General features: G+C 70.7%; 26 protein-coding genes. 6 read left to right on the plus strand and 20 right to left on the minus strand.

What is annotated here, in order from left to right; all coding sequences use genetic code 11:
• Nucleotides 1–87 precede the first annotated feature (87 nt).
• From EAH86_RS14465 to EAH86_RS14500, 8 genes are all read right to left on the minus strand, one after another.
• Nucleotides 88–849 carry a VOC family protein gene (locus EAH86_RS14465; RefSeq protein WP_140742000.1) on the minus strand — a complete coding sequence of 254 codons (762 nt, stop codon included), beginning with the start codon at nucleotides 847–849 and terminating at the stop codon, nucleotides 88–90.
• Entirely contained in the window at nucleotides 846–2,261 is a 1,416-nt protein-coding gene (locus tag EAH86_RS14470) for a M20/M25/M40 family metallo-hydrolase (protein WP_241668383.1), read from the minus strand. Before EAH86_RS14470 ends, EAH86_RS14465 begins: the two co-directional genes overlap by 4 nt.
• Entirely contained in the window at nucleotides 2,258–2,980 is a 723-nt protein-coding gene (locus tag EAH86_RS14475; protein ID WP_140742002.1) for an esterase family protein, read from the minus strand. Before EAH86_RS14475 ends, EAH86_RS14470 begins: the two co-directional genes overlap by 4 nt.
• Nucleotides 2,981–3,031: 51 nt before the next feature.
• The gene (locus EAH86_RS14480) at nucleotides 3,032–4,180 is read right to left on the minus strand and encodes an alpha/beta hydrolase-fold protein (protein ID WP_140742004.1); all 1,149 of its coding nucleotides are present in this window, start codon (nucleotides 4,178–4,180) and stop codon (nucleotides 3,032–3,034) included.
• A complete protein-coding gene (locus EAH86_RS14485) occupies nucleotides 4,177–5,187 on the minus strand; it encodes a Type 1 glutamine amidotransferase-like domain-containing protein (RefSeq protein ID WP_140742006.1) in 1,011 nt (336 codons plus the stop codon). The genes EAH86_RS14480 and EAH86_RS14485 overlap by 4 nt, the downstream gene beginning before the upstream one ends.
• A gap of 12 nt (nucleotides 5,188–5,199) precedes the next feature.
• Nucleotides 5,200–6,423: an ATP-grasp domain-containing protein gene (locus EAH86_RS14490; protein WP_140742008.1), complete on the minus strand. Its 1,224-nt coding sequence runs from the start codon at nucleotides 6,421–6,423 to the stop codon at nucleotides 5,200–5,202.
• 10 nt (nucleotides 6,424–6,433) lie between these two features.
• A complete protein-coding gene (locus tag EAH86_RS14495) occupies nucleotides 6,434–7,474 on the minus strand; it encodes an o-succinylbenzoate synthase (RefSeq protein WP_140742010.1) in 1,041 nt (346 codons plus the stop codon).
• 62 nt (nucleotides 7,475–7,536) lie between these two features.
• Nucleotides 7,537–8,097, minus strand: coding sequence for a CHRD domain-containing protein (locus EAH86_RS14500; protein ID WP_161988664.1), 561 nt, complete (start codon nucleotides 8,095–8,097; stop codon nucleotides 7,537–7,539).
• 238 nt (nucleotides 8,098–8,335) lie between these two features.
• Between EAH86_RS14500 and EAH86_RS14505 the strand changes: the two genes are divergently transcribed.
• Nucleotides 8,336–8,818, plus strand: coding sequence for a glutathione peroxidase (locus tag EAH86_RS14505; protein WP_241668384.1), 483 nt, complete (start codon nucleotides 8,336–8,338; stop codon nucleotides 8,816–8,818).
• On the opposite strand, the gene EAH86_RS14510 is transcribed toward EAH86_RS14505, so the two are convergent.
• Nucleotides 8,815–9,219: a VOC family protein gene (locus tag EAH86_RS14510; protein WP_140742016.1), complete on the minus strand. Its 405-nt coding sequence runs from the start codon at nucleotides 9,217–9,219 to the stop codon at nucleotides 8,815–8,817. The genes EAH86_RS14505 and EAH86_RS14510 overlap by 4 nt on opposite strands.
• A 127-nt stretch (nucleotides 9,220–9,346) precedes the next feature.
• On the opposite strand from EAH86_RS14510, the gene EAH86_RS14515 reads away from it, so the two are divergent.
• Complete coding sequence (locus tag EAH86_RS14515; protein WP_140742671.1) at nucleotides 9,347–10,285, plus strand: 1,4-dihydroxy-2-naphthoyl-CoA synthase; 939 nt, start codon at nucleotides 9,347–9,349, stop codon at nucleotides 10,283–10,285.
• A gap of 22 nt (nucleotides 10,286–10,307) precedes the next feature.
• Here the strand turns inward: EAH86_RS14515 and EAH86_RS14520 are convergent, their stop codons facing one another.
• A complete protein-coding gene (locus EAH86_RS14520; protein WP_140742018.1) occupies nucleotides 10,308–11,240 on the minus strand; it encodes an aminoglycoside phosphotransferase family protein in 933 nt (310 codons plus the stop codon).
• Between the two features lie 39 nt (nucleotides 11,241–11,279).
• Nucleotides 11,280–11,732 carry a hemerythrin domain-containing protein gene (locus tag EAH86_RS14525; protein WP_140742020.1) on the minus strand — a complete coding sequence of 151 codons (453 nt, stop codon included), beginning with the start codon at nucleotides 11,730–11,732 and terminating at the stop codon, nucleotides 11,280–11,282.
• Between the two features lie 68 nt (nucleotides 11,733–11,800).
• Here EAH86_RS14525 and menE point away from each other — a divergent pair, with 68 nt between their 5' ends.
• Genes menE through EAH86_RS14540 form a run of 3 tightly spaced genes read left to right on the plus strand, consistent with a single transcriptional unit; the run spans nucleotide 11,801 to nucleotide 14,299 of the window.
• The gene (gene menE / locus EAH86_RS14530) at nucleotides 11,801–13,060 is read left to right on the plus strand and encodes an o-succinylbenzoate--CoA ligase (RefSeq protein WP_140742022.1); all 1,260 of its coding nucleotides are present in this window, start codon (nucleotides 11,801–11,803) and stop codon (nucleotides 13,058–13,060) included.
• 12 nt (nucleotides 13,061–13,072) lie between these two features.
• Complete coding sequence (locus EAH86_RS14535; protein ID WP_140742024.1) at nucleotides 13,073–13,351, plus strand: PLDc N-terminal domain-containing protein; 279 nt, start codon at nucleotides 13,073–13,075, stop codon at nucleotides 13,349–13,351.
• Between the two features lie 60 nt (nucleotides 13,352–13,411).
• On the plus strand, nucleotides 13,412–14,299 hold the full coding sequence (locus EAH86_RS14540) for a 1,4-dihydroxy-2-naphthoate polyprenyltransferase (protein ID WP_140742026.1): 888 nt from the start codon (nucleotides 13,412–13,414) through the stop codon (nucleotides 14,297–14,299).
• A 9-nt stretch (nucleotides 14,300–14,308) separates the two neighbouring features.
• Here EAH86_RS14540 and EAH86_RS14545 read toward each other — a convergent pair whose 3' ends face one another.
• The 8 genes from EAH86_RS14545 to EAH86_RS14580 form a co-directional block, all read right to left on the minus strand.
• On the minus strand, nucleotides 14,309–14,605 hold the full coding sequence (locus EAH86_RS14545) for a DUF4229 domain-containing protein (protein WP_140742028.1): 297 nt from the start codon (nucleotides 14,603–14,605) through the stop codon (nucleotides 14,309–14,311).
• 14 nt (nucleotides 14,606–14,619) lie between these two features.
• Nucleotides 14,620–15,603 carry a c-type cytochrome biogenesis protein CcsB gene (gene ccsB, locus EAH86_RS14550; RefSeq protein WP_140742030.1) on the minus strand — a complete coding sequence of 328 codons (984 nt, stop codon included), beginning with the start codon at nucleotides 15,601–15,603 and terminating at the stop codon, nucleotides 14,620–14,622.
• A complete protein-coding gene (resB, locus tag EAH86_RS14555) occupies nucleotides 15,600–17,255 on the minus strand; it encodes a cytochrome c biogenesis protein ResB (protein ID WP_338325252.1) in 1,656 nt (551 codons plus the stop codon). Before resB ends, ccsB begins: the two co-directional genes overlap by 4 nt.
• Before the next feature lies 1 nt (nucleotide 17,256).
• Nucleotides 17,257–18,009 (minus strand): cytochrome c biogenesis CcdA family protein, encoded by a 753-nt coding sequence (locus tag EAH86_RS14560; protein ID WP_140742032.1) that lies wholly within the window; start codon nucleotides 18,007–18,009, stop codon nucleotides 17,257–17,259.
• Nucleotides 18,010–18,021: 12 nt separating this feature from the next.
• Nucleotides 18,022–18,624: a TlpA family protein disulfide reductase gene (locus tag EAH86_RS14565; protein WP_140742034.1), complete on the minus strand. Its 603-nt coding sequence runs from the start codon at nucleotides 18,622–18,624 to the stop codon at nucleotides 18,022–18,024.
• The gene (locus tag EAH86_RS14570) at nucleotides 18,621–19,235 is read right to left on the minus strand and encodes a histidine phosphatase family protein (RefSeq protein ID WP_140742674.1); all 615 of its coding nucleotides are present in this window, start codon (nucleotides 19,233–19,235) and stop codon (nucleotides 18,621–18,623) included. Before EAH86_RS14570 ends, EAH86_RS14565 begins: the two co-directional genes overlap by 4 nt.
• A 32-nt stretch (nucleotides 19,236–19,267) precedes the next feature.
• A complete protein-coding gene (hemL, locus tag EAH86_RS14575) occupies nucleotides 19,268–20,611 on the minus strand; it encodes a glutamate-1-semialdehyde 2,1-aminomutase (protein WP_140742036.1) in 1,344 nt (447 codons plus the stop codon).
• A 114-nt stretch (nucleotides 20,612–20,725) separates the two neighbouring features.
• A complete protein-coding gene (locus EAH86_RS14580; RefSeq protein ID WP_140742038.1) occupies nucleotides 20,726–21,280 on the minus strand; it encodes a MarR family winged helix-turn-helix transcriptional regulator in 555 nt (184 codons plus the stop codon).
• 116 nt (nucleotides 21,281–21,396) lie between these two features.
• Here EAH86_RS14580 and EAH86_RS14585 point away from each other — a divergent pair, with 116 nt between their 5' ends.
• Nucleotides 21,397–21,933: a YceI family protein gene (locus tag EAH86_RS14585; protein ID WP_140742040.1), complete on the plus strand. Its 537-nt coding sequence runs from the start codon at nucleotides 21,397–21,399 to the stop codon at nucleotides 21,931–21,933.
• Nucleotides 21,934–22,109: 176 nt separating this feature from the next.
• Here EAH86_RS14585 and hemB read toward each other — a convergent pair whose 3' ends face one another.
• Nucleotides 22,110–23,126, minus strand: a complete 1,017-nt coding sequence (gene hemB / locus EAH86_RS14590; RefSeq protein WP_140742042.1) for a porphobilinogen synthase — start codon at nucleotides 23,124–23,126, stop codon at nucleotides 22,110–22,112.
• Nucleotide 23,127: the final 1 nt, after the last annotated feature.

Genomic DNA, 23,127 nt, shown 5'->3' on the forward strand with positions numbered 1-23,127 from the left:
CAACCCTGTCGCGGTCAGTCCCCGTCACCCAGCCCCCTGAGCTGGGGCTGTGGAGCGAAGCGCGGGCCCACGCCGGCTGTGGACGACCTAGCGCGATAACAGTCCGGTGAGCGGGTCCCGCTCGGTCAGGCAGTAGCGGCGCCCCGCCGGGTCGACCAGGACCGTCCAGACAGCCTCGACACGCTCGACAGTGGCACCGAGGGCGACGTGCCGCGCCGTCTCGGCATCTCGGTCGAGGCACGCGAAGTCCACGTGCGCCCGCACGTCGCCTTCGTCTTCCACCAGCTGCTGCAGCAGCAGCCGCACCGGTATGCCGTCAGGGCGGAGAAGGCTCGTGAATCCCGGGACGCTCCCCTGCCGGACCTCCCACCCGGTGAGGGCAGACCAGAAGCCGAGCTCCGCGGCATACGCGGACCGGGGGACGTCGAGGCAGACCTGGTCGAGCAGGGTCTGGACACCCGATCGGACCTGGCCGGCGGCCGACTCGTGCGGCTGCCACCGCGTCAGGCAGAAGAGGAAGCCCCCTGGCGAGCGACACACGACCACGCCCAGAACCCCGTCGTCGTCGGGCACCTCGGCGAGCACCTCAGCGCCGAGCCCAAGGGCCTCTTCGCGGGCCGTCTCGAGGGGCTCCTGCACGTCGAGGTCGAGGTGCACCCCGCCGCGGCCTCCGACCCGCTGCACCTTGACCCACGCCGAGCCGTCGGCGGGGAGCAGGGTGGCGAACTCCTCGCGGTCACCGCGCAGCGGCGAGACGACCGTGGCGGTCGCGGAGCGCCAGTACTCGACAGCGTCGTCGAATCCCTGCTCGGGAAGATCCAGGAACGCCCAGACCCAGCGGACTCTCACGACCCCTCCTCCGTCAGCAACCCGCCGAGGTCGGCCAGGAACAACGCCTGGGCCAGGGCCGTGCGGCGCAGCTCGTCCGGGTCGACGCTCTCGCCGGGCGAGTGGATCCGGGACGCGGGCTCCTCCACCCCGAGCAGCATGATCTCGGCGCCGGGAACCAGCTCGGCCAGCGCCGTAGCCAGGGGGATCGAACCGCCCTGACCGGTCGTCACCGCGTCGCAGCCGAACGCCGTGCGCATCGCCCGTCGCATCGCCGCGTAGGCCGACCCGTCGGTCCGCGCGCGGAAGCCGTGTCCCAGCGAGACGGGTTCGATCTCCACCTGCGCGCCGAACGGGGTGTGTGACCGAAGGTGCTCGATGAGCAGCCGCTGGGCCGCCGCCGCGTCCGTGTCGGCGGGCACTCGCAGGTTGACCACAGCACGCGCCTCCCCCTGGGCGGCGGCCGTCACCTGGGAAATCGGCGGGCAGTCGATCGCCAGCACCGTGGCCGCGGGTCTGGCCCACAGGAGGTCGGCGATGGAGCCGGCGCCCGACAGCGGGTCCACGCCGTCGACGAGACTCGCGTCATCACGGAACCTGTTGCTGTCAAAGGGCGCACCGTCCCAGACTCCGTCGTGGTCGAGCCCGTCGATGGTGGTCTCACCAGAGGCGTCACGCAGGCTGGCCAGCGCCATCAGCAGGGCCTGGAGCGCGTCGGGGGCAGCGCCCCCGAACATGCCCGAGTGCGCCGGGTGCTGCATCGTGCGCACCGTCATCAGGACGCTGCCGGTGCCCCGCAACGACGTGGTCAGGGTGGGCAGGCCCGCCTCGACGTTGCCGGTGTCCGCGAGCACGAGGGCGTCGCACTGCACCAGCTCCGGGTTGGCCCGCGCCAGCGCCTCCATGCCTCCACTCGACTGCTCCTCCGACCCCTCGCAGACGACGGCGACCTCGACCGGCCACCCGCCGAGCACCGCGCGAAGCGCCCGCAGGGCGAGCAGGCTGGCCACGAGGTTGCCCTTGCAGTCCGCGGATCCCCTTCCGTACCAACGTCCGTCGCGCTCGGTCAGCTCCCACGGCGGCGTCTGCCACCCTGCGGGGTCACCGACCGGTACGACGTCGTAATGCGAGTAGAGCAGCACTCTCGGCGTGCCTTCGGGACCAGCCGTGCGCCCCACCACCGCGAGCGAGCCGTCCGGTGTCGGATGCGCCCGTATGCCGTCCACACCGGTGTCGGTGAACAGCTCTCCTACCAGCGCGGCTGCGGCGCGGCACTCGCTCTCGGGCTCGATCGCCGGGTTCGCCACCGACCGCAGCGCGACGAGACGGGCGAGGTCGTCGCGAGCCCGCGGCATACCGGCATCGACGGCCGCCGCGAGGCGTGCGGCCAGCGAGCCACCCACCGACGACTCGGGGACAGGTGAGTCGGTCACGGAACCAGGTCGTCGAGGTAGAGCGGCAGCATCTCCCACCAGGTCGGCCAGTCGTGGTCGTAGCGGTCGCCCCAGTCGTCGACTCGGTTGGGAACTCCCTTGCGGCCCAACGCATCCGCGGCCGCCCACGACTCACCGACATCCTCCCAGCGGCCGCTGCCCGAGGCGAGGACGACGTAGCGTCGACGCAGCATCTCCAGCGCGGGGCCCTCGAGCCCGGGGAGGAACTGCAGCGGAGAGGAGTAGAACCAGTCCTCGGTGGTTTCGCCGCCGATGAACTTCTCCACGTGGAAGGTGCCGCTCATGCAGACCGCGGCCGCGAACAGGTGGGGGTAGCGGCAGATCATGGCGTAGGAGTTGAACGCGCCGACGGAGGCGCCGGCCACGACCACGGCCTGGGGTGAGCTATCGGCGTGGATGGCGGGGACGACCTCCTCGGCGATGGCCTGGTGGTACTGGTTGAACAGCCACATCCGGTGCTCCGGCGACCCCTCGTTGCGCTGCAGCGCCTGGCCGGCCGCGCTGTCGCACGAGTAGACCTTGATCCGGCCCGCCTCGATCATCGGCTGGAGCGTGCCGACAAGCCGGTGCCGCTCCACCTCCTCGGCGTCACCGCCGGCGGTCGGGAACAGCAGCACGGGCACGCCGTAGTGGCCCCAGCGGACCAGGCTGATGTCGCGCCCCATCCGCTCGGAATGCCAGCGTTCGGTGACCTTCACGTCTGCCTCCTTGGTGTTCGCGTGCTCGTTCGGTGGTGGTGCTCGGATCCGCTACTCGTAGACGAACTTCTGTGGGCCGGGGAAGAGCCACGACAGGCCGTCGCGCAGCCGGTCGCGCCAGTCCTCCCAGTTGTGTCCGTCGCGCGCCTCGACGTACTTGACCGTCATGCCTGCGGAGCGGAAGACCGGCACCATCGACCGGTTGGGGGTGATGAGCGGTTCATAGATCCCGCAGCTCATGAACAACCGCTCGACCGGGGCGGTCGGCTTGGCGCGGTAGCGGTTGACGAACTTCACCACCGGGTCGAACGCCGGTCCGCCACCGTGGTCGTTGCCGATGTCGGTGAAGACGAGCGAGGCGGACTGCAGGAACAGCGATCCGAACACACCTGGATACCGGACCGCCGTCGACAGGGAAGCGACACCGCCGAAGCTCGACCCCATCAGGGCTCGGGCCTGAGGGTCGTCGATGAGCGGCAGGCGCTCGGCCAGTGCCGGCACCAGCTCGCGGGCGATGAACCGAGCGTGCGGAGCGTGGTTGGGGTACTCCCGCAACCGGTCACGAGGAGCCACGAACGCGACGACGAGCGGGGCGACGTCGAGCCGGTGGATGAGGTTGTCCAGCACCGTCTTCATCGCCGCGTAGTTGAGGTAGTCGTCGCCGTCGTGGACCACCAGCAGTGGATAGCGCAGCACCGGGTTGTAACGAGCCGGCAGGTACAGCTTCACCGGCTGCTCGCGGCGCAACGACTTGGAGTGCAGCGCGTCCTCGACGATCTCGCCCGGCCGGGCCTCCGGGTCGTGGTGCACCCAGTCCGGGACCTGGTAGCCGGTCGCGGCGCACACCGAGCTCGACCCCATCGGAGAGTGCGCAACCCGCTGGTTGAGCGGGTCGTTGAAGGTCGCGTAGTGCTCGCCGTTGCGGGTCTCGAGCTGGTACTCGACCCGCGAGCCCGCCGGCAGGACGGTCGTCGCTGCCCACAGGTCGGTGTCGGGCAGCCGCTTCATGGGCAGCGGGTCCGGGAGCCCCACGACGCGGTGCCGGACCCGCACCTCGTCGGCCTCGCCACGGAACAGGAACGTCGCCCGCTCCCCTTCGATGATCGGGGCCCCGTGCCGCGCGACGAACCGGTCGATCGCCGCCCCGTCCAGGGGCAGGCGCTCTCGCAACCGGTTGACGGCCAGCCGTCCCTGGTTCATGATCCGGGCCCCCTGCCGTCCATGACCTGGTGCCCGCCCGGCGCATCGTTCACGGCTTTCGACCCGTTCGCCGCCCCGAGCTCGTGAACCGCACCATCAATGCCGAGGATCCGCGCGCCGAGCGGCAGGCTGCCGTCCTCCGTCAGCTCGAGTGCGGTGCCGTCGTCGAGCAGGACGCAGTGCTGGTCGGTGAAGCGGCGTGCCATCACGGCACAGCGGTCGCGGTCGTCGAGCCGCAGCCGCCGCCGAGCGTGCGGCAGCGCCACCACGCCTGTCACGCGGCCCAGCCCGCGGTCGAACACCTCCGCCTCGGTGTTTCCCTCCGGGCCGTGGTCGTGGAAGAGCACGACGCGCTCGGTCAGGGCCATGGCGCCGGCTGACCAGGCGATCACGGGCACCTCGTCGGGGAGCTGGATCGCGAACAGCCGCAACGTCCGCAGCAACGTACCGACGTGCCCACCCGTCAGCACCACCGCCGCAGACTGGCCGAGCAGCTCGGCGAGCTCACCGCGGTGCCAACCGATGACGCCGCTGCCGTCGATGGGCGCGGCTGCATCGATCTCCGCATAGAGGTTCTTGAGCTCGGTCCCGTACCAGTTGTCGACGTGCCGGACCACCGCGATCGAGTCGTCCAGCGCGGCGTGTGCCGGGTGATCATCCCGCGCGCGCCCGTCACCTTCGCGGGTACGGCGCTGCACGGCATACACGCCGTCCATGGCGTTCTGGAGGCGGAGCCGGTACATGGCGAGGAGGGCATCATGCCGGTCCCTGAAAGCCAGGGCGGCAGAACCGAACTCGGCATCCTTGGCGATGACGTCCAGGCTGCGGTGGTAGAGGCGGAGGTGCCTGGTGTCGCCGCCCAGGACGGTGTCGAGCTCGTCGACGACGTCCTCCCGCTCCTCCCATCCGGCGTTGATGGTCGCCACGGGTCCCTCGACACCGAGGGAACGCAGGGCGGTGCCGGCCGTGGTCATGAACCGCTGCGGCCCGAGGAGCACGGTGCGCATCAGGGGCGGCGACTAGCCCGCGTGGACGTGGACGGTCTGGCCCACGTCGTCGAGCATGGCGCGCAGGGTGTCGTAGTCGGGGTGACGCATCCGCACGTAGGCGTTGGCCATGTAGCCGGCCTCGACGGGCTGGGTGTGGTGACCCTGCGGCGGGAAGTGGGCGTCGATGATCCACTCGCCGTAGCGACCCTGGATGTCGTCGATGCCCGAGTAGCCGGTGATGTGCCCGTCGGCGTCGGGACGCAGCGCGATGATCCCGGCGGAGTAGGGCCGTCGCATCGCCTGCTCGGGGACGCCGTGCGTGATGACGTGCGCCCACTCGCGGTAGACGTCGACGTCGTTGCTCGCGGAGTAGAGGTCCCAGCACCCGACGCCGGGCGGCCGACAACCGATCTCGGAGAACTTGAGGCCCTTCGGCCCGTGGAACCACTCCATGTGCGTGGCGCTCGTCCCGATGCCGAGGGCCTCGCTGACGCGCGCGCCCATCGCGGCCACCTCGGCGTAGAAGGGCGAGTCGGCCATCCGGTTCGTGGTGGCGAACTGGGGTGAGATCCAGCGGCTGCGCATCGCCTCGAGGACGTTGGGGTAGTAGTGCGTGGTCCAGTCGTGGACGATCCGGCCGTCCTTGGCAATGGTGTCGTAGAAGCCCTCGTGGCCCTCGACGAACTCCTCGATGGCGATCGACGCCGCACCGTGCGAGCCGAACTCGGTGAGCGCGTGCGCGAGCTCGGTGTCGTTGTCGACCCGCATCGTGTCCTTGGCCCCGGCACCGTCACGGGGCTTGAGGATGAGCGGGTAGCCGACGGTCTCGGCGAAGGCCCACGCCTCGTGGGCATGGTCGACGGCGGCCGAGGCGGCGGTCGGCACGCCGACCTCGCGCAGGGCCTGCTTCATCGAGGGCTTGTCGCGGCACAGCCAGGTGGTGCGCACCGAGGTGCCGGGGATGCCGGTGGCCTCGCGGACCTGCGCCGCGACCATCGTGTGCGCCTCGACGGTCGCCTCGAGACCGTCCACCCACACCTTGGACTGGATGAACCGCACCGCCTCGGTCATGGCCCGCAGGTCGGTGACCGATCCGACCTTGTAGTAGCCGCTCATCGCGCCACGGAGCTCCTCGTCGAGGGTGTACTCGTCGGACTCCCCGATCCCGATGACGTTGGCCCCCACGGAGGCCAGGGCGAGGGCGAAGCGGCGCTGGTTGGCGGGGAACCCCGGCTCGACGAAGACGATGTTCACGGGCCCGACTCTATTGCCGTCGGCGGTCTGCGTCTTCGTCAAGGGTGTCCGAGCTGCTGGTCAGGTGCGAATGCGCCGCCTCGACCCGCGCGCGCCACCAGCCCTCACGCGCCGCCGACGCGGTCCAGCGGGTCAGCAAGGCCTCGTCGGGGGCGGCACGACCCACCGGGAGGGCGCCCCCGCGAGGGGTCAGCGAGTCCTTGCAGACGTCGCCCTCCAGCAGGGCCACGGTCCCCAGCCCGCACGCAAACGGGAGATCGGGCAGTGCTGCCGCCAGGGCAACCCCCGCAGCCATCCCCACCGACGTGTCGAGCGCCGAGGAGACCACGGCCGGGAGCCCGCAGTCGGCGACCACCTCCAGCGCACGGGCCACGCCTCCCAGCGGTGCCACCTTGACGACCACGAGGTCCGCGGCCTCCTCGCGCGCCACCCGGATCGGGTCCGCCGCCTTGCGGATCGACTCGTCGGCGGCGACCAACACGGCGATGCCGTTGCGTGCCAGCGCCAGGCGCAGCTCGCGCAGCTCGCTCACCTCCGCGCACGGCTGCTCCGCATACTCCAGCCCGTATGCCGCGAGCCTCCGCAGCGCGTCCGTTGCCTCGTCGACGGACCACCCGCCGTTCGCGTCCACCCGGATCCGCCCACCCGGCCCTATCGCATCGCGGACCGCAGCCACGCGGCATACGTCGTCCTCGATGCTCTGGCCCTGCTCGGCGACCTTGACCTTCGCGGTCGTCGCGCCGTCGAAGCGGGCCAGTACTCCGGCGACCTGGTCCGGGGCCACGGCGGGCACCGTCGCGTTGACGGGGATGCTGTCGCGCATGGCGGCAGGCCACTGGCCCCACCCCGCCTCGATGGCGGCGGCCAGCCACCGGGAGGACTCGGCCGGCGGGTACTCGAGGAACGGGGAGAACTCGCCCCAGCCGGAAGGACCCTGCAGCAGGGCAGCCTCACGCACCATTACGCCCCGGAACCGGACCCGCATCGGGATGGACACCACCCGCAGCCCCGCGAGCAGCTCCTCGAGCGGGGGCAGGTCGGGGGCGGTCATGCGCCCCATTGCAGCAGACGCGCCCGGACCGCGAGTGGCGGGCCGGGCGCGACGGTCGCGGGTCAGTGGTGGTCGTGGCTGCTGAGCTGGTTGCGGATCTCACCCGCGGGATAGAGCGTGCTGTGGACGTTGGCGTAGGTCGAGTCGGCCCGGATGGCGGCGAGCAGCTCGGAGAACTGTCCGGCGGTGATGCCCTGCGCGGCCGGCCCGATCACGTCACCTGCACTGAGCGTCCCGCTGACCTCGCCGGGGTTGGTCGTCGGACAGGCGGGGGTGCCTGCCGGACCGTTGCCGAGGTTGCTGCAGAGGAAGACGCTGACCCCGCCCGTCTGGGAGGGCGACCCGAAGTGGATGTGCGACTGGGTGACGGTGCCCTCGAGGTTGGCGTACCGCACCGTGTAGGCGATGGTGCCGGCGTCCGGGTTGATGCGCAGCCGGATCGAGCCGGACCCGCTCGTGGAGAGGGCCAACGGCGTCTCGTGGTAGCCGCTGAGCCTCTCGGTGATGGTGAAGGACTTGTGGTTGCCATCTCCGGCTGAGGCGGCGGCGCCGACTCCGAGGACACCGACGGCACCCAGCCCCGCCGCTGACGCGATGACGCCCCACTTCTTGAGTGAGTTCATGCAGACCTCCTGGACAGTTCTCTCGAGCGCGTCTCCTGGCCCGATCTCCATGAAGATGCGCCGGGACGGGAATCCGTCCCGGTAGTTGCTACGAATCCCCCTCAGCAGGAGTTCATCGCTCCTGCCCGAACAAGGCCCCGAAATGGGCCCAGACCCGGCCAGTCGCCCCCGAACCACACGGTTCCCCCGAACTGCGCATACTTGTCCAAGGCCCCACCACCCCACGAAAGGCGCCCCAGTGCCGACTCTCTCCGACTTCACCGCCACCACCCTCACCGGTGAGGAGCAGCCGCTGTCCGCGTATGACGGCAAGGTCGCCCTCGTCGTCAACACCGCCAGCGAGTGCGGCTTCACGCCCCAGCTCGAGGGCCTGGAGAAGCTCTACGACGAGTACGAGGACAAGGGCCTGGTCGTGCTCGGCTTCCCGTGCAACCAGTTCGGTGGCCAGGAGCCCGGTGACGAGGCCCAGATCGGTGAGTTCTGCCAGCGCAACTACGGGGTGACCTTCCCGATGTTCGCCAAGGTCGATGTGAACGGCGACGACGCCCACCCGGTCTTCGACTGGCTAAGGTCGGAGAAGAGCGGCCTGCTGGGCGGCAAGATCAAGTGGAACTTCACCAAGTTCCTCGTCGGCCGCGACGGCAAGGTCATCAAGCGCTACGGCTCGACCACCAAGCCCGAGGACATCGCCAAGGACCTCGAGGCAGCGCTCGCCGCCTAGCGGTCGCGGCTGGACAGCACGCAGAACTCGTTGCCCTCGGGGTCGGCCAGGACCGTCCAGGTGACGTCGTCGCCCTGCCCGACGGCCGCCAGGGTCGCGCCCCGCTCGAGGAGCGCCGCAATCTCGGCGTCGCGGTCCTGGCTGGTGTGCGGCGCGAGGTCGATGTGCAGCCGGTTCTTGACCGTCTTGCCCTCGGGGACCGGCACGAAGACCAGTCCCTGGGCCTGCCGCAGCCAGGTCGCGCCGTCCTCGATCACGTCCTCGCTCATGTGCTTCGGGATCACCGCGACCTCGTGCTCGTCCTCGTAGACGATCTGGAAGTCCAGGGTCTGCGCCCACCAGCGCGCCTGGGCGGCGATGCCGTGACAGTCGATGACCACGGTGTACCAGCGAAGTGCCATGGCTCGACGCTATGACCTCCCGCTGACGCCGGCCACCGCGCAGCCCGTCCCATCCACAAGCGGTGGGGTATGCCGCGGGGGCGACCACGCGGCATACCTCGCCGTGCGCGCGGCTAGGCTCGCGCAGGTGAGCGAGCAGCCTGTGGTGAGCCAGACGTTCGACCCGGATGCGTGGGACGCGGTGGACGGGTTCGAGTTCACCGACATCACCTACCACCGGGCGCGCGAGGTCGGGGCCGTGCGGATCGCGTTCGACCGGCCCGAGGTGCTGAACGCGTTCCGGCCGCACACGGTCGACGAGCTCTACCAGGCTCTCGACCACGCGCGTCGGACGCCCGACGTCGGCGTCGTCTTCCTGACCGGCAACGGTCCGGGGCCGGACGGGACGGGCAGCGAGGGGCAGTGGGGGTTCTGCTCCGGCGGCGACCAGCGGATCCGTGGGCGGTCGGGCTACCAGTACGCGCAAGGCGACACCGCCGAGACGGTCGACGAGCGGCGGGTCAAGGCCGAAGGTGGGCGGCTGCACATCCTCGAGGTGCAGCGCCTCATCCGCACCATGCCCAAGGTCGTCATTGCCCTGGTCAACGGCTGGGCGGCCGGCGGCGGGCACTCGCTGCACGTCGTCTGCGACCTGACCATGGCCAGCCGGGAGCACGCGCGGTTCAAGCAGACCGATGCCGACGTGGGCTCGTTCGACGGCGGCTACGGCTCGGCCTACCTCGCCAAGATGGTCGGCCAGAAGTTCGCCCGCGAGATCTTCTTCCTCGGCCGCACCTACACCGCGGACGACATGCACCGGATGGGCGCGGTCAACCTCGTCAGCGCGCACGCCGAGCTCGAGTCGGACGCTCTCCAGGTGGCCCGGGAGATCATGGGCAAGAGCCCGCAGGCGCAGCGGATGCTGAAGTTCGCGTTCAACCTGCTCGACGACGGGCTAATGGGCCAACAGGTCTTTGCCGGTGAGGCGACCCGGCTGGCGTACATGACCGACGAGGCCGTGGAGGGGCGCGACCAGTTCCTCGAGAAGCGCGACCCCGACTGGTCCCCCTTCCCCTGGTACTTCTGACCGAACGCCTTCGGTTGCGGCGTCAGTGCCAGGCCGCCATCACACGGTAGGGGTCGAGGAACTGGTCCTGCCTGGTGGGGTTCTCGAGCAGGATCCAGGAGACGTTGTCGACGGCGACGGCCTGACACAGGGCGCGCGCGAGCGCGCGGTCGAGCCCCGCCGCGGCGACGAGCTGGTCCAGCCGGCGACCCAGAGCGCGCTCCGGGTCGCCCGTCGCGAGGGCGTCCTGCCAGCGGTTGCGCAGCGGCGCGATGACGTCGAGCTCGGCCGGGCCCGCCGACGGCAGCGGGTCGATCACCCGCCAGCCGGCATCCCCTGAGTCGGCCGCTTCCGGGCGGGTGTGCAGCACGTTGCAGTAGTGCAGGTCACCGTGCACGGCCGGCCACGGCCCGTTGGCCTCGATGTGCGCGGCCACCGAGGACAACGTGTCCAGCGCGAGGTCGAAGTCCCGGCGGGTGAGCCCCTCCACGGACAGGTCGCGCCGAGCGCGGACGTGGCTCCTGATTCGCCGGAGCTCGTCGGCCATGCTCGGCACCCCATCGGGAGCCTGCACCTGCGCGAAGCCGCCGATGAAGCCGCCGATCACCTCGGTCGCGGCGTCGACGTCAGCCTCGCCCTCGAGGTCGCGACCGGGGTCCAGAGCCTCGAGAAGGGGGGCTCCCGTCCCGGGGACGTGCCGCACGAGCTCGACGACACCCGGGCCCTGCCAGGCACGCAGGACGAGTCCTTCAGCGCGCATGCGGGGGTCGTCCTCGCTGAGCTTGAGGACCCACGGCTCCCCAGCCGGCCCACGCACCGGCCAGACCACCGAGACGTAGCCCCACATCGGTTCACCCGCTGGTTCGAGGGACCAGTCCCTCGCCAGCCCTGCAGCGACCGAGCCCAGCGATCGGGCCCACTGCAGCTGCCCGTCGCCACGGCTCGCGACGAACGGCTCGGGCACGGTCCAGGTCATGGGCAGCCACCCTGCCTCATGCCGACATCGCAGCGCCGGTCAGCCGGAGCCGCCGAGATCGACCTCGTAGGCCTCGTAGACCAGGTCGGCCCCCGCCTGCCGGTGTCGCACCAGCTGCCCCATCAGGGTGGTGACCTCCTCGCGGAAGGCAGGCAGGTCGGCGATGGTGCCGCCGTGCTCCAGGACGGCGAGGTAGCCGCCGATGGCGTCCGCATAGCTCGCGTGCTCGCCGGTCAACCGGTCCACCGCCGCGATCAGCCGCGGCGCCCCGTGCCGCACCCCGTCGTAGATCCCGCCAGGTCGTTCGGTCAGCGTGACGTGGTCCTGGAAGTCGTGCGACAGCTCGGCCAGCGCGGCCCGCACCCGCTCGCGCCAGGCGCCGCCGCGCGCGATCGGCGAGGCAAGGGCGTCGTCCACGGCTGCGACCGAGTCGCGCAGCTCACCGCGATGGGCGCGCACGCGTTCGATGTAGGCCGCGAAGTCGGCGTCCATGGCACCTCCTGTCGGTCCATGGTCCCGCCGCAGGACGGGCCCGTCCACCCGACGGCTAACCTGACCGCGTGACGTCGCTGCGACCGCTGGCCATCCCCGCCGGTCCCGGTGCAGTGGCAGTGCTGCCAGCGCTCCGCCAGGCCCTCGACGGCGAGTTCGCCGTCCTCCCGTATGCCGCGGGCGGACAGCCGCCGGACGTCGCCGACGCCTCGGTTCCCGAGGCTGCGGTTTCCGACGCTGCGGATCCCGAGGCTGCGGTCCCGGACGGGACCGCCCTGGTGGTCGGGACGTCCGGCTCGACCGGCACCCCCAAGCTCGCGATGCTCTCGGCCTCAGCGCTCGCCGCGAGCGCGACGGCCACGCACGATCGGCTGGGCGGACCCGGATCCTGGTTGCTCGCGATGCCTCCCCACCACATCGCCGGCGTCCAGGTGTTGTTGCGGTGCCTCTCCGCCGGCACCGAGCCCGGCTTCGTGGACCTCTCGGAGGGCTTCACCGCGGACACCTTCGTCGCGGCGTCCACGACCTTCCACGGGGACCGTCGTTACACGGCCCTCGTTCCCACCCAGCTGGCCCGCCTGCTCGACGACGAGCGCGCCACGACGGCCCTCGCCGGCTTCGACGCCGTGCTCGTCGGCGGCGCCGCCAGCCCGCCGGCGCTGCTGGACCGCGCCCGTGCAGCGGGGGTCAGCGTCGTCACCACCTACGGCATGAGCGAGACGTGCGGCGGCTGCGTCTATGACGGCGTCCCGCTCTCCGACACGCAGATCCGCGTCGATGGTGACGGACGGATCCACCTGGCCGGCGCCACCCTCGCCACGGGCTACCTCGGGCGCGCCGACCTGACCGCCGCGGCTTTTCGCACCGACGAGGACGGGCGCCGGTGGTTCCGCACCGACGACGTGGGCCACCTCGACGATGACGGACGCTGGCACGTCGACGGGCGCCTCGACGACCTCATCACGACGGGTGGCCTGAAGGTCGCGCCGCGGCTCGTCGAGGACGCCCTGGCCGCCCTTCCCGGTATCGCCGAGGCCGTCGTGGTCGCTACTCCCGACGAGCACTGGGGCCAGGCCGTCAGCGCCGCAGTCGTCCTGGCCCCCGCCGACCGGGCCACCGACCGAGCCGTCGACCCAGCCGTCGACCCAGCGGCCCCCGCCGCAGGCCCCGCGGCACCCACGCTGCGCGAGCTGCGCGACCTGCTGCGCGGCATACTGCCGGCGCATGCGCTGCCACGACGGCTGCTGGTGCTGCCCGCGCTGCCCCTGCGCGGACCGGGCAAGCCGGACCGCTCGGCGGTCGCCGCACTCTTCGCCGACGGCGCGTGACACGATGGGGCGATGATCCGGCTGCTCCCGTGGCTGCTGACGATCGCGGTGACCGTCTACGCCGTCGTCGACTGCATCCAGACCGACGACGCCCAGGTCAGAGGACTGCCCAAGCTCCTGTGGCTGCTGCTGATCCTGCTGTTCCCCATCGTGGGCTCGATCGCGTGGTTCATCGCCGGACGGCCGCAGCGGGGAACCGCCGGTCGCGGACCGACCGGGCGTGGGCCATCTCACCGGCCGCCGCCCCCGCGTGGCCCCGACGACGACCCGGACTTCCTCCGTAGGCTCTGAGCAGCAGCACGTCGCACCACCCACCCTGCCCGCACCACCGCGAGTGAGAACACCACCCGAATGGCCACCCTGAACCAGTGGATCGCCGGCGCGCGCCCGCGCACCCTTCCCGCTGCCATCGCCCCCGTCGTCGCCGGCACCGCCGCAGCGATCCCGCTCGACAAGGCCAGCTTCGGCCTGGCCATCCTCGCCGTCCTCGTGTCGCTGGGGCTGCAGGTCGGGGTCAACTACGCCAACGACTACTCCGACGGCATCCGCGGCACCGACGGCGAACGGGTCGGCCCGGTCCGGCTGGTCGGCCAGCACCTCGCGGATCCTGCCAACGTCAAGCTGATGGCCTTCTCGTTCTTCGGGGCTGCGGCCCTCGTGGGGCTGGCCCTCGTGGCCATCAGCGAGGCGTGGATCATGATCCCGCTGGGCGCCCTGGCCGTCCTCGCGGCGTGGAAGTACACCGGTGGCGACAACCCCTACGGCTACCGCGGCCTCGGCGAGCTCTACGTCTTCGTCTTCTTCGGCCTGATGGCCACCCTCGGCACGCTCTACACCCAGGCGCACCGGCTCACCTGGACCGGTGTGGCGTGCGCTGTCGGCGTGGGCGCGATCGCATCGGCGATCCTGGTCGCCAACAACCTGCGCGACATCCCTACCGACCGCGAGAGCGGCAAGATGACCCTGGCCGTGCGCCTGGGTGACCGCTGGACCCGCGTCTTCTACGTCGTCCTGCTCGTCATCGCCGCAGTCGCCCTCGTGTCCGTCGCCCGCGACTTCCCGTGGGCGCTCCTGGGCCTGCTCGCCTTCGCCATCGTCGGCAGGCCGCTGAAGTCACTGCTCTCCGGTGCCACCGGACGCGACCTCGTGCCGGTGCTCGCGGCGACCGGCCTCTTCGAGATCGCGTATGCCGTGCTGATGGCCATCGGCATCGCTATCAGCCACGCACGCGCTGGCTGACCGGAGCGGTCAGCGGTACTCGACCGGGCCGCGGTCGTCCTCCGCGTCCTCGGCCGCCTCGTCGGCGCCGCTGACGGCGGGCGCGCCGGCCTGCTTGGCCGCAGCGCGCTGCTCCAGCCGCTCGGCGATCCGCTGCGTGCTCTCCTCGCGGAACCGGGCGAGGACGAAGAAGGACAGCACCATCGAGATCAGGGCACTGAGGACGAGCAGCATCCACTGCTGGTCCTGGTCGCGCAGCCCGAGCAGCCACAGCAGTGACAGGACGCCGAAGAAGATGAGCAGGCGCAGGACGGAGTACCGCAGCATGTCTTGATGAGTCCTTACAGGCCCGAGTAGGAGTGCTGGCCGACGAAGAAGACGTTCACGACGGCGAAGTTGACGATGATGCACGCGTAGCCGGCCAGCGCGATGAAGCTGGCGGTCTGGCGGCTGATCCCGCTGGTCGCCCGCGAGTGCAGGTATGCCGCGTAGACGACCCAGATCACGAAGGTCCAGACCTCCTTGGGGTCCCAGTTCCAGTAGGACGCCCACGCCTGGCGCGCCCAGATCGCACCGGCGATGAGGGTGAAGGTCCAGAGGGGGAACGCCACGATGTGCAGGCTGTAGGCGGTGCGCTCGATGGCCGGGGTCTCGGGGAACCGGTCCAGCACGCTGGCCCGGCCGGACCGCTCGAAGGCGTCCTTGAGCAGGTAGACGGCGGTCAGCGCGGCGCCGATGGTGAAGACGGCGGTGGCGAGGGTCGCGACGGTGACGTGGATGACGAGCCAGTAGCTGCGCAGCGACGGCATCAGCTCGGAGGCCTCGGTGTACCAGACCGCCACGGCCATCCCGAGCACGAGCAGCACCGGACCGGTGATGAACAGTCCGAGCCAGCGCAGGTCGCGCCGCGTCGACCAGATCGAGTAGGCCAGCACGGTGAACATCGAGCCCATGACGGCGAACTCGAACATGTTGCCCAGCGGCCAGCGGTGCACGGCGAGCCCGCGCAGGGCCACCGACAGGACGAGCAGGAAGCCACCGAGCCAGGTGGTGCTGGCGGCAATGCCCGCGGCCGTGCGTGCCCGCGAGGACAGCTCTCCCTCGGTGGGTCGCGTGGGCAGGGGCGGGCCGCCGACACCACTGCCGGCACCGGCTCCTGCCGTCACCAGCTCGCTGTCGCGGTCCACGGCCTGGCCGCGAAGCTGGTCCCGGGCGGGCAGCAGGGCCGCGAGGTAGATGGCGTGGCACACCATGGCGATCGTGAAGACAGCCATCGCCGAGTAGAGGCTGAGGTTGGCGTAGCCCGCCAGGCTCTCGTTGGTCATCCTCGTGCGTCCAATCTGCTGTCCATCTCGGGTTCAGGCGCCGGGTCGTGGTCGGGGTCCGGGTCGTGGTCGGGGTCGGGGTCGGTCCCCGCATCGGGATCGACGGTGAACCTGGCCTCCAGCGCCGCGACCACCCGGTCGACCACGTCCTGGAGCCCGTCGTCGTCGCCCTTGGCGAGGCCGCCGACGGTTACCACGGTACGACCCGGGACGGCGCCGGGGGAAACCCGCACGAACACCCGCCGCCGCCGGATCACCAGCGAGGCGATCAGACCCGAGAGCGCGAGCAGCGCAGCGGCGAGGGTGACGAACTTGCCCGGGTCGTGCCGGATCGACAGACCGGCAAACCGCGCGACGCTGTCGAAGCTGATGCTCCCCTTGCCCCCGGGCAGCTGGTAGGTCTGACCCGGCTCGAGCCAGATCCGCAGGGGGTCGCCCTTGGCGTTCTGGAGCTGGGTCATCTTGGCGGTGTCGAGGAGGTAGACCGACTGGGGACGCCCACCGGGGAAGAGGTCACCCTCGTAGACGGTCAGCGCGAGGGCCGGCTTCTTGAGATCCGGGAAGACCGAGATGGGGCCGGTGTCCTTGCCGATGGTGGCCGTCGGCAGGAACAGCCCCGAGAAGCCCAGCTGCTCCGGCTGCGCGCCGGGTACCTTGACGACGCCCACGGACGTGTAGTTGTTGTCCCGCGCGAGGAAGGGCGTCGCACCGCTGTAGACCTTGGCACCCTTGGCGTCACGGACCGTGATGACCGGGGCGTAGCCGTTGCCGAGGAGGAAGACCCCCGCCCCCTTCATCTCCAGGGGGTGGTTGACCTTGACCGTCGCCTTCTGAGCAGGGGCATCCGGGGTCGCCTTGGTCGTGACGTGCGCGGTGAAGTCGCGGGGTGAGCCGAACTGGCCACGCCCGGTGACGTTCTCCTCGAAGGTGGCGTCGAACTGGTCGACCTTGAGCTCGAACGGCGACAGGCTGGCCGGGTCCACGAGCGGGCCGGGGCTGAACGTGTCGTAGTTCGCCAGCGTGTTGGCGAACGACTTTCCCACGGGGACGATGACGTCGCCCTTCCAGCCGTACAGGTGCCCGATCGCTACCCCGATGATGACGAAGATCAGCGAGAGGTGGAAGACGAGGTTGCCGGTCTCTTTGAGGTAGCCCTTCTCTGCGCTGACCGAGGTCTCGTCGTGCGCAACGGTGCGGAAACGACTGCCGCGCAACGTCTCTCGTGCTGCGTCGACGACGGCTGCCGGAGCCGCCGTCACCTCGAAAGTGCCGTTCGCGGGCAGCCGGGCGGGCCTGGCCGGTGCCTTCGGCGGGCTCGAGCGCATTGCCTTCCAGTGCACCTTGCTGCGCGGCAGGACGCAGCCGACGAGCGAGACGAACAGCAGCAGGTAGATCGCGGCGAACCAGGGAGAGGCGTACACCTCGAAGAACCCGAGCCGGTCGAGCCACGGCCCAGACTTGGGGTGGTCCGCGATGTACGTCGCCGTCCGCGCCGCGTCGATGCTGCGCTGCGGCCAGATCGACCCCGGCACCGCACCCACTGCCAGCAGCAGCAGGAGGAACAGCGCGGTGCGCATGCTGGTGAGCTGCCGCCACATCCAGCGCAGCCAGCCGACGAGTCCCAGCCGGGGCTGGGTGATCGGGTCGCTCACCTCAGATCACCGTCCGGAATCCGCTGACCAGCGTGGTCTGGATGTGGCGGGTGAGTGTCTCCCAGAGTCCGGTCACCAGGAGCAGCCCGACGACGAACAACAGCGCACCACCAAACAGCTGGATGCCGCGTTGCCGCTTGCGCAGGAACGCGGACACCCGCCCGAAGCGCTCGTAGCCCGCTGCGATCAACAGGAACGGCAGGCCGAGTCCGAGCGAGTAGAGCAGGGCCAGGACGACGCCGCGGGTCACGGCCGACTGGTTGCCGGTGGCGGTGGCCAGCACCTGCACCGCCCCCAGGGTCGGGCCGGTGCAGGGAGCCCAGCCGAGGCCGAAGACGGCTCCGAGGAGCGGGGCGCCGGCCAGACCCGACGCCGGACGCGCGTGCAGCTTGAGCTCGCGCTGTGAACCCGCTCCGATGAAGACCAGCGCCATCAAGATGACGAGCACCCCGCCCACGCGCATCAGGACCTCGCGGTGCTCGATGAGGGTGGCGCCGACCCCCGCGATGATCACGGTCGTGACCATGAACACCACGGTGAAGCCGAGGATGAACAGCAACGCTCCCAACACCATCCGGTGCCGTTTGCGCTCCTCCAGGGACTCGTCGGACAGCCCGGTGACGTAGCCGAGGAACCCGGGCACGAGCGGCAGCACGCACGGCGACGCGAACGAGACAAGGCCGGCCAGCAGGGCAACGGCCATCGCCACCGGCAGGGCGCCAGAGGTCACAGCATTCGCCGCATCAGCAGTCATCGACAGCGCGTTCTACTGCTCGGCCAGGACGTCGTCGACCAGCCCGCTGAGCGTCGATGCGGTGACCGGTCCGCTGACCCGGGCGGCGATCCGTCCGGTGCGGTCCAGCACCAGCGTGGTGGGCGGCGAGGTGACCTTCCCCTGCAGGGCGAGGATGGTCGTGCCGGCGGGGTCGTCGAGCGACGGGAACGGGATGCCCCACCGCGCCGCAGTCGAGCGACCCGAGTCCGGGTTGTCGCGGTAGTTGATGCCCATGAAGGCCACCGGCTTCTTGGCGGCGGCGATCGCCTCAGCGGCCTTCTTGAGGTCGGGTGCCTCGGTCTCGCACGGAGGACACCACGACGCCCAGAGGTTCAGCACGGCGACCTTGCCGACCACGTCCTGCGACGACCACTGCTTTTTGTCCAGCGTGGTGCCGGTCAGGGCAACCGGCTTCTTGCGGTCGGCGGCGGGGATCGTCTCGACGTTGCCGTCACCCGAGATGTAGCCCTGCTGGTTGCCCGACTTCGCCTGCGCTGCAATGGAGTTCGGGTCATCGCTGCACCCGGAGAGCGACAGCACGAGCAGGGGCGCCGCGAGCAGCACGGCCGCACGCGGCATACGAAGGACTGTCATCCGGTGCCGCCATGGGACTGGGCCAGCAGCACCGCAGCCGGCTCGGAGTAGGTGAGCGACTCGAGGTCGTCGCCCACGTAGGTGAGGGTCGTCAAGGAGGCGAGCCGGCACTCCCGCTTGCGCGGGTCGTGCCACAGCCGCTTGCCCAGGAGGGCGTTGCGGGCGGTCCAGATGGGGAGCTGGTGGGAGACGATGACGGCTTCGTGCCCGCGCGCGGCGGACCTGGCGTCGGCGATCGCGGCGGTCATCCGCTCGGCGATGTCGGCGTACGCCTCACCCCACGACGGGCGCAGCGGGTTGACCAGCTTGGACCAGTGCGCGGGCCGGATGAAGTCCAGCGGCTTCATCTCGCCGACGCGCTGTCCCTCGAAGGAGTTGCCCGCCTCGATGACCCGGTCATCGGTGCGGATCGGCATGCCGTGCGCCTCGGCGACGGGCGTCGCCGTCTCCTGCGCACGCAGCAGGGAAGAGGCGACCACGTGGGTGATGTCGTGGTCGGCCAGGTGGGCCGCGACGGTGCGCGCCATCTCGTGACCCAGGTCGGAGAGGTGGTAGCCGTCGAGCCGGCCGTAGAGGACGCCCTCAGGGTTGTGCACCTCGCCATGGCGCATGAGGTGCACCACGGTGCGGTCGGATGGGCTGGTCACGAGTCGATTGTCGCAAACGCCTCAGCGGCGGCCGACGCCGCGGCAGGGATCGCCGCGAGCACCCGGTCCACGGCGACGTCGTCGTGTGCACCACTGACGAACCAGGACTCGAAGGCGCTCGGCGGCAGGTAGACGCCCTGGCTCAGCATCGAGTGGAAGAACGCGGCGAACGCGGGGACGTGCTGGGCCCTGGCCTCGTCGTAGTCGCGCACCTGGCCGTCCCGGAAGAAGACGCTGAACATGCTCCCCGCGCGCTGGACCACGTGGGGGACCCCAGCAGCAGAGAGGTGCTCGTCGAGCCCTGCGGTCAGGGCGTCGGCGACCTCGCCGAGCCGGGCGTAGAGGTCTGGGGTGCACTGCTGGAGGGTGGCCAGGCCGGCGGCGGTCGCGACGGGGTTCCCCGAGAGGGTGCCCGCCTGGTAGACCGGCCCGACCGGTGCGAGCAGCGCCATCACGTCGGCCCGTCCGCCGAAGGCGGCTGCCGGAAAACCGCCGCCCATGACCTTGCCGAAGGTGAACAGGTCGGGTGCGCCGGCGGCATACCCCTGCTCTCCGGCCTCGAGGCCGAACCAGCCGGCCTCGCTGCAGCGGAAGCCGGTCATCACCTCGTCGGAGATGAGCAGAGCGCCGTGGGCGGCGGTGATCCGGCGCAGGCCCTCGGTGAACCCCGGCGCCGGCGGGACGACGCCCATGTTGCCGGGGGACGCCTCGGTGATCAGCGCGGCGATCTCGCTGCCACGCTCGGCGAAGGCTGCCTCCACCGCGTCGAGGTCGTTGAACGGCAGCACGATCGTCTCGGCCGCCATCTCCTTGGGGACACCGGCCGAGTCAGGGAGCGCGAAGGTGGCGACACCCGAGCCGGCCTGCGCCAGGAGGGAGTCGACGTGACCGTGGTAGCAGCCGGCGAACTTCACGACGATCGACCGACCGGTGTAACCGCGAGCCAGGCGGATGGCGCTCATCGTCGCCTCGGTGCCGCTGGAGACGAGGCGCACCTGCTCGACCGGGGCGACCCGGCGGACGATCTCCTCGCCGAGGGCCACCTCGTTCTCCGACGGCGTGCCGAACGAGAAGCCCTTGGCGGCTGCGGCGGCGACCGCCTGCTGCACCGCCGGGTGCCCGTGGCCGAGGATCATCGGCCCCCACGAGCAGACCAGGTCGACGTACTCGCGACCGTCGGCGTCGGTGAGGTAGGGACCGTGCCCCGAGACCATGAAGCGCGGCGTCCCACCCACGGCACGGAACGCGCGGACTGGCGAGTTCACGCCACCGGGCGTCACCGCGAGGGCGCGCTCGAGGAGTGCCTGCGAGGCCGGTGCGTCGAAGGGGTATGCCGTCATGGCGTCATTGTCCCAGCCGCACCTGAGTGCTCCCGGCCGGGGCGTCCGGGCTGACCGGATATCAGGTGGATGCTGCTTGGATGCCGGGCCGATGCCCGGCTGATCTCGGGTGGATCAGAACACGCGGGACCGACGGACATCGGCCTGGGCGTCGGACTCGAGCTCCTGGGCCTCGCGGGCCACGGCCGGGTGGCCACCCTCCTGGCCGGGCGCGAGGGTGGCGCGGATCACGTCCATCGCCTCGCCCAGCGCCTTGAACAGCGGGGCCGGCACCGGGTCGATCACCGAGCGACGGACGCTCGCCACGTGCACACGGGCCATGTCCTGGACCGCCTGCCACCCGGCGTCGGTCAGCACCAGCTCCACGCCCCGCTTGTCGTCCAGGCAGGACTCACGGACGACCCAGCCGCGCTTCTCGAGGCGGCTGGCCGTGTGGGTGAGCCGGCTGCGGGACTGCACGACAAGGTCGGCGAGGCTCGACATGCGCAGCCGGCGGCGCGGACTCTCGGACAGCATCGAGATGATCTCGTACTCGGTGAGCTGGACGCCGTGCGACTGCAGGTCCCGGTCGAGGGCCTCCTCGATGAGGCGACTCCCCCGCAGGTAGGCACGCCAAGCCCGCTGTTCGTCGTCGCTGAGCCACTGCGGCTCACCCGATGGGGTGCTCATGAGCAGGAAGTATGACAGGTGGACGGTTAGTTGAAATATAAATGAAGTCTGCTACGTTCGAAGAGATGAAGCGGATGGGACCGTCCCGGCCGCAGACCCCCCTACAGGAGATTCTCATGGCAAGCATCAACGACATCCCCGCCGGCACCTGGACCGTCGACGCCTCTCACAGCGAGATCGGCTTCGTCGCCCGTCACCTCATGGTCACGAAGGTTCGCGGCCAGTTCAAGGAGTTCGAGGGCACCGTCAAGGTCGGCGACGACATCACCGACTCGCAGGTGACCGCCGTGGCCCAGATCGCCTCCGTCGACACCGGCTCTGCCGACCGCGACACCCACCTCAAGTCCGGCGACTTCTTCGACGCCGAGGCCAACCCGACCATGAGCTTCACCTCGACCAAGGTCACGGCTGACGAGCTCGTCGGCGACCTGACCATCAAGGGTGTCACCAAGCCGGTCACCTTCGACCTGGACTTCACCGGTCTGGCCACCGACCCGTGGGGCAACGAGAAGGCCGGCTTCGAGGCCACCACCGAGATCAACCGCAAGGACTGGGACCTGGGCTGGAACGTCGCCCTCGAGGGTGGCGGCGTGCTCGTCTCCGAGAAGGTCAAGCTCAACCTGGACATCCAGCTCACCAAGGCTGCTGCCTGAACCTGAGCACGCGCTGATCTCCCACAGCTGACAAGGGGGCCGGTTCCGGGGGGAACCGGCCCCCTTTGTCATGCCCCCGCCCCGACTTGGTGCCGACAGATCGTCACGAGACGCCCAAACGCGCCGTCAGTGACGACCTCAGCGCAACACGTGCGGGGGTATGCCGCGTGGTTGGGTCAGGCGCGTGGGTTCGCGGCGTCAGGGCGCAGGAGGCGGGCGGCGTCGATCGCGTAGTAGGTCAGGATGATCTGGGCACCGGCGCGCCGGATGCCCAGCAGCGACTCCATCATCGCCCGGTCCCGGTCGATCCAGCCGTTGGCCGAGGCCGCCTCGATCATCAAGTACTCCCCCGAGATCTGGTAGGCCGCCACCGGCACCGTCGACACGGCCGCCGCGGCCGCCACGATGTCGAGGTGCGGCATCGCCGGCTTGACCATGACGATGTCGGCGCCCTCCGCGATGTCGAGCTCGAGCTCGCGCAGCGCCTCGGTCGCGTTGCCCGGGTCCTGCTGGTAGGTCGCCCGGTCACCGACCAGCGAGGACTGGACCGCCTCGCGGAACGGTCCGTAGAGACCGGAGGTGTACTTCGCGGCATACGCGAGGATCACCGTGTCGATGAGGCCCTCGGCATCCAGCGCGGCGCGCACGAACGCGACCTGGCCGTCCATCATCCCCGAGAGCCCGAGCACGTGGGCGCCGGCGCGGGCCTGCGCGAGGCCCATCGCGGCATACCGTTCGAGCGTGGCGTCGTTGTCCACCCGGCCGGCGGCGTCGAGGACCCCGCAGTGGCCGTGGTCGGTGAACTCGTCGAGGCACAGGTCGGCCATCACCACGAGCCGGTCACCGACGGCATCGGCGACGGCGCGGAGGGCGACGTTGAGGATGCCTTCGGGGTCGTCCGCGCCCGAACCCATCGCGTCCTTGGTCGCCGGCACCCCGAACAGCATGATCCCACCGATGCCGACCTCAGCGGCCTCGACGGCGGCAGCCACCAGGGAATCCAGCGTGTGCTGCACGACGCCGGGCATCGCCGAGATGGCCACCGGCTCGTCGATGCCCTCACGGACGAAGACGGGCAGCACCAGCTCGGCCGGATCCAGCCGGGTCTCGGCGACGAGCCGGCGCATGGCCACGGACTGCCGCAGCCGACGGGGCCGGATCACCGGTCCCGTCGGCCGCGAGAGGTCAGCCACG

This window comes from Pedococcus bigeumensis, assembly GCF_006438965.1.
GTDB lineage: Bacteria > Actinomycetota > Actinomycetes > Actinomycetales > Dermatophilaceae > Pedococcus > Pedococcus bigeumensis_A.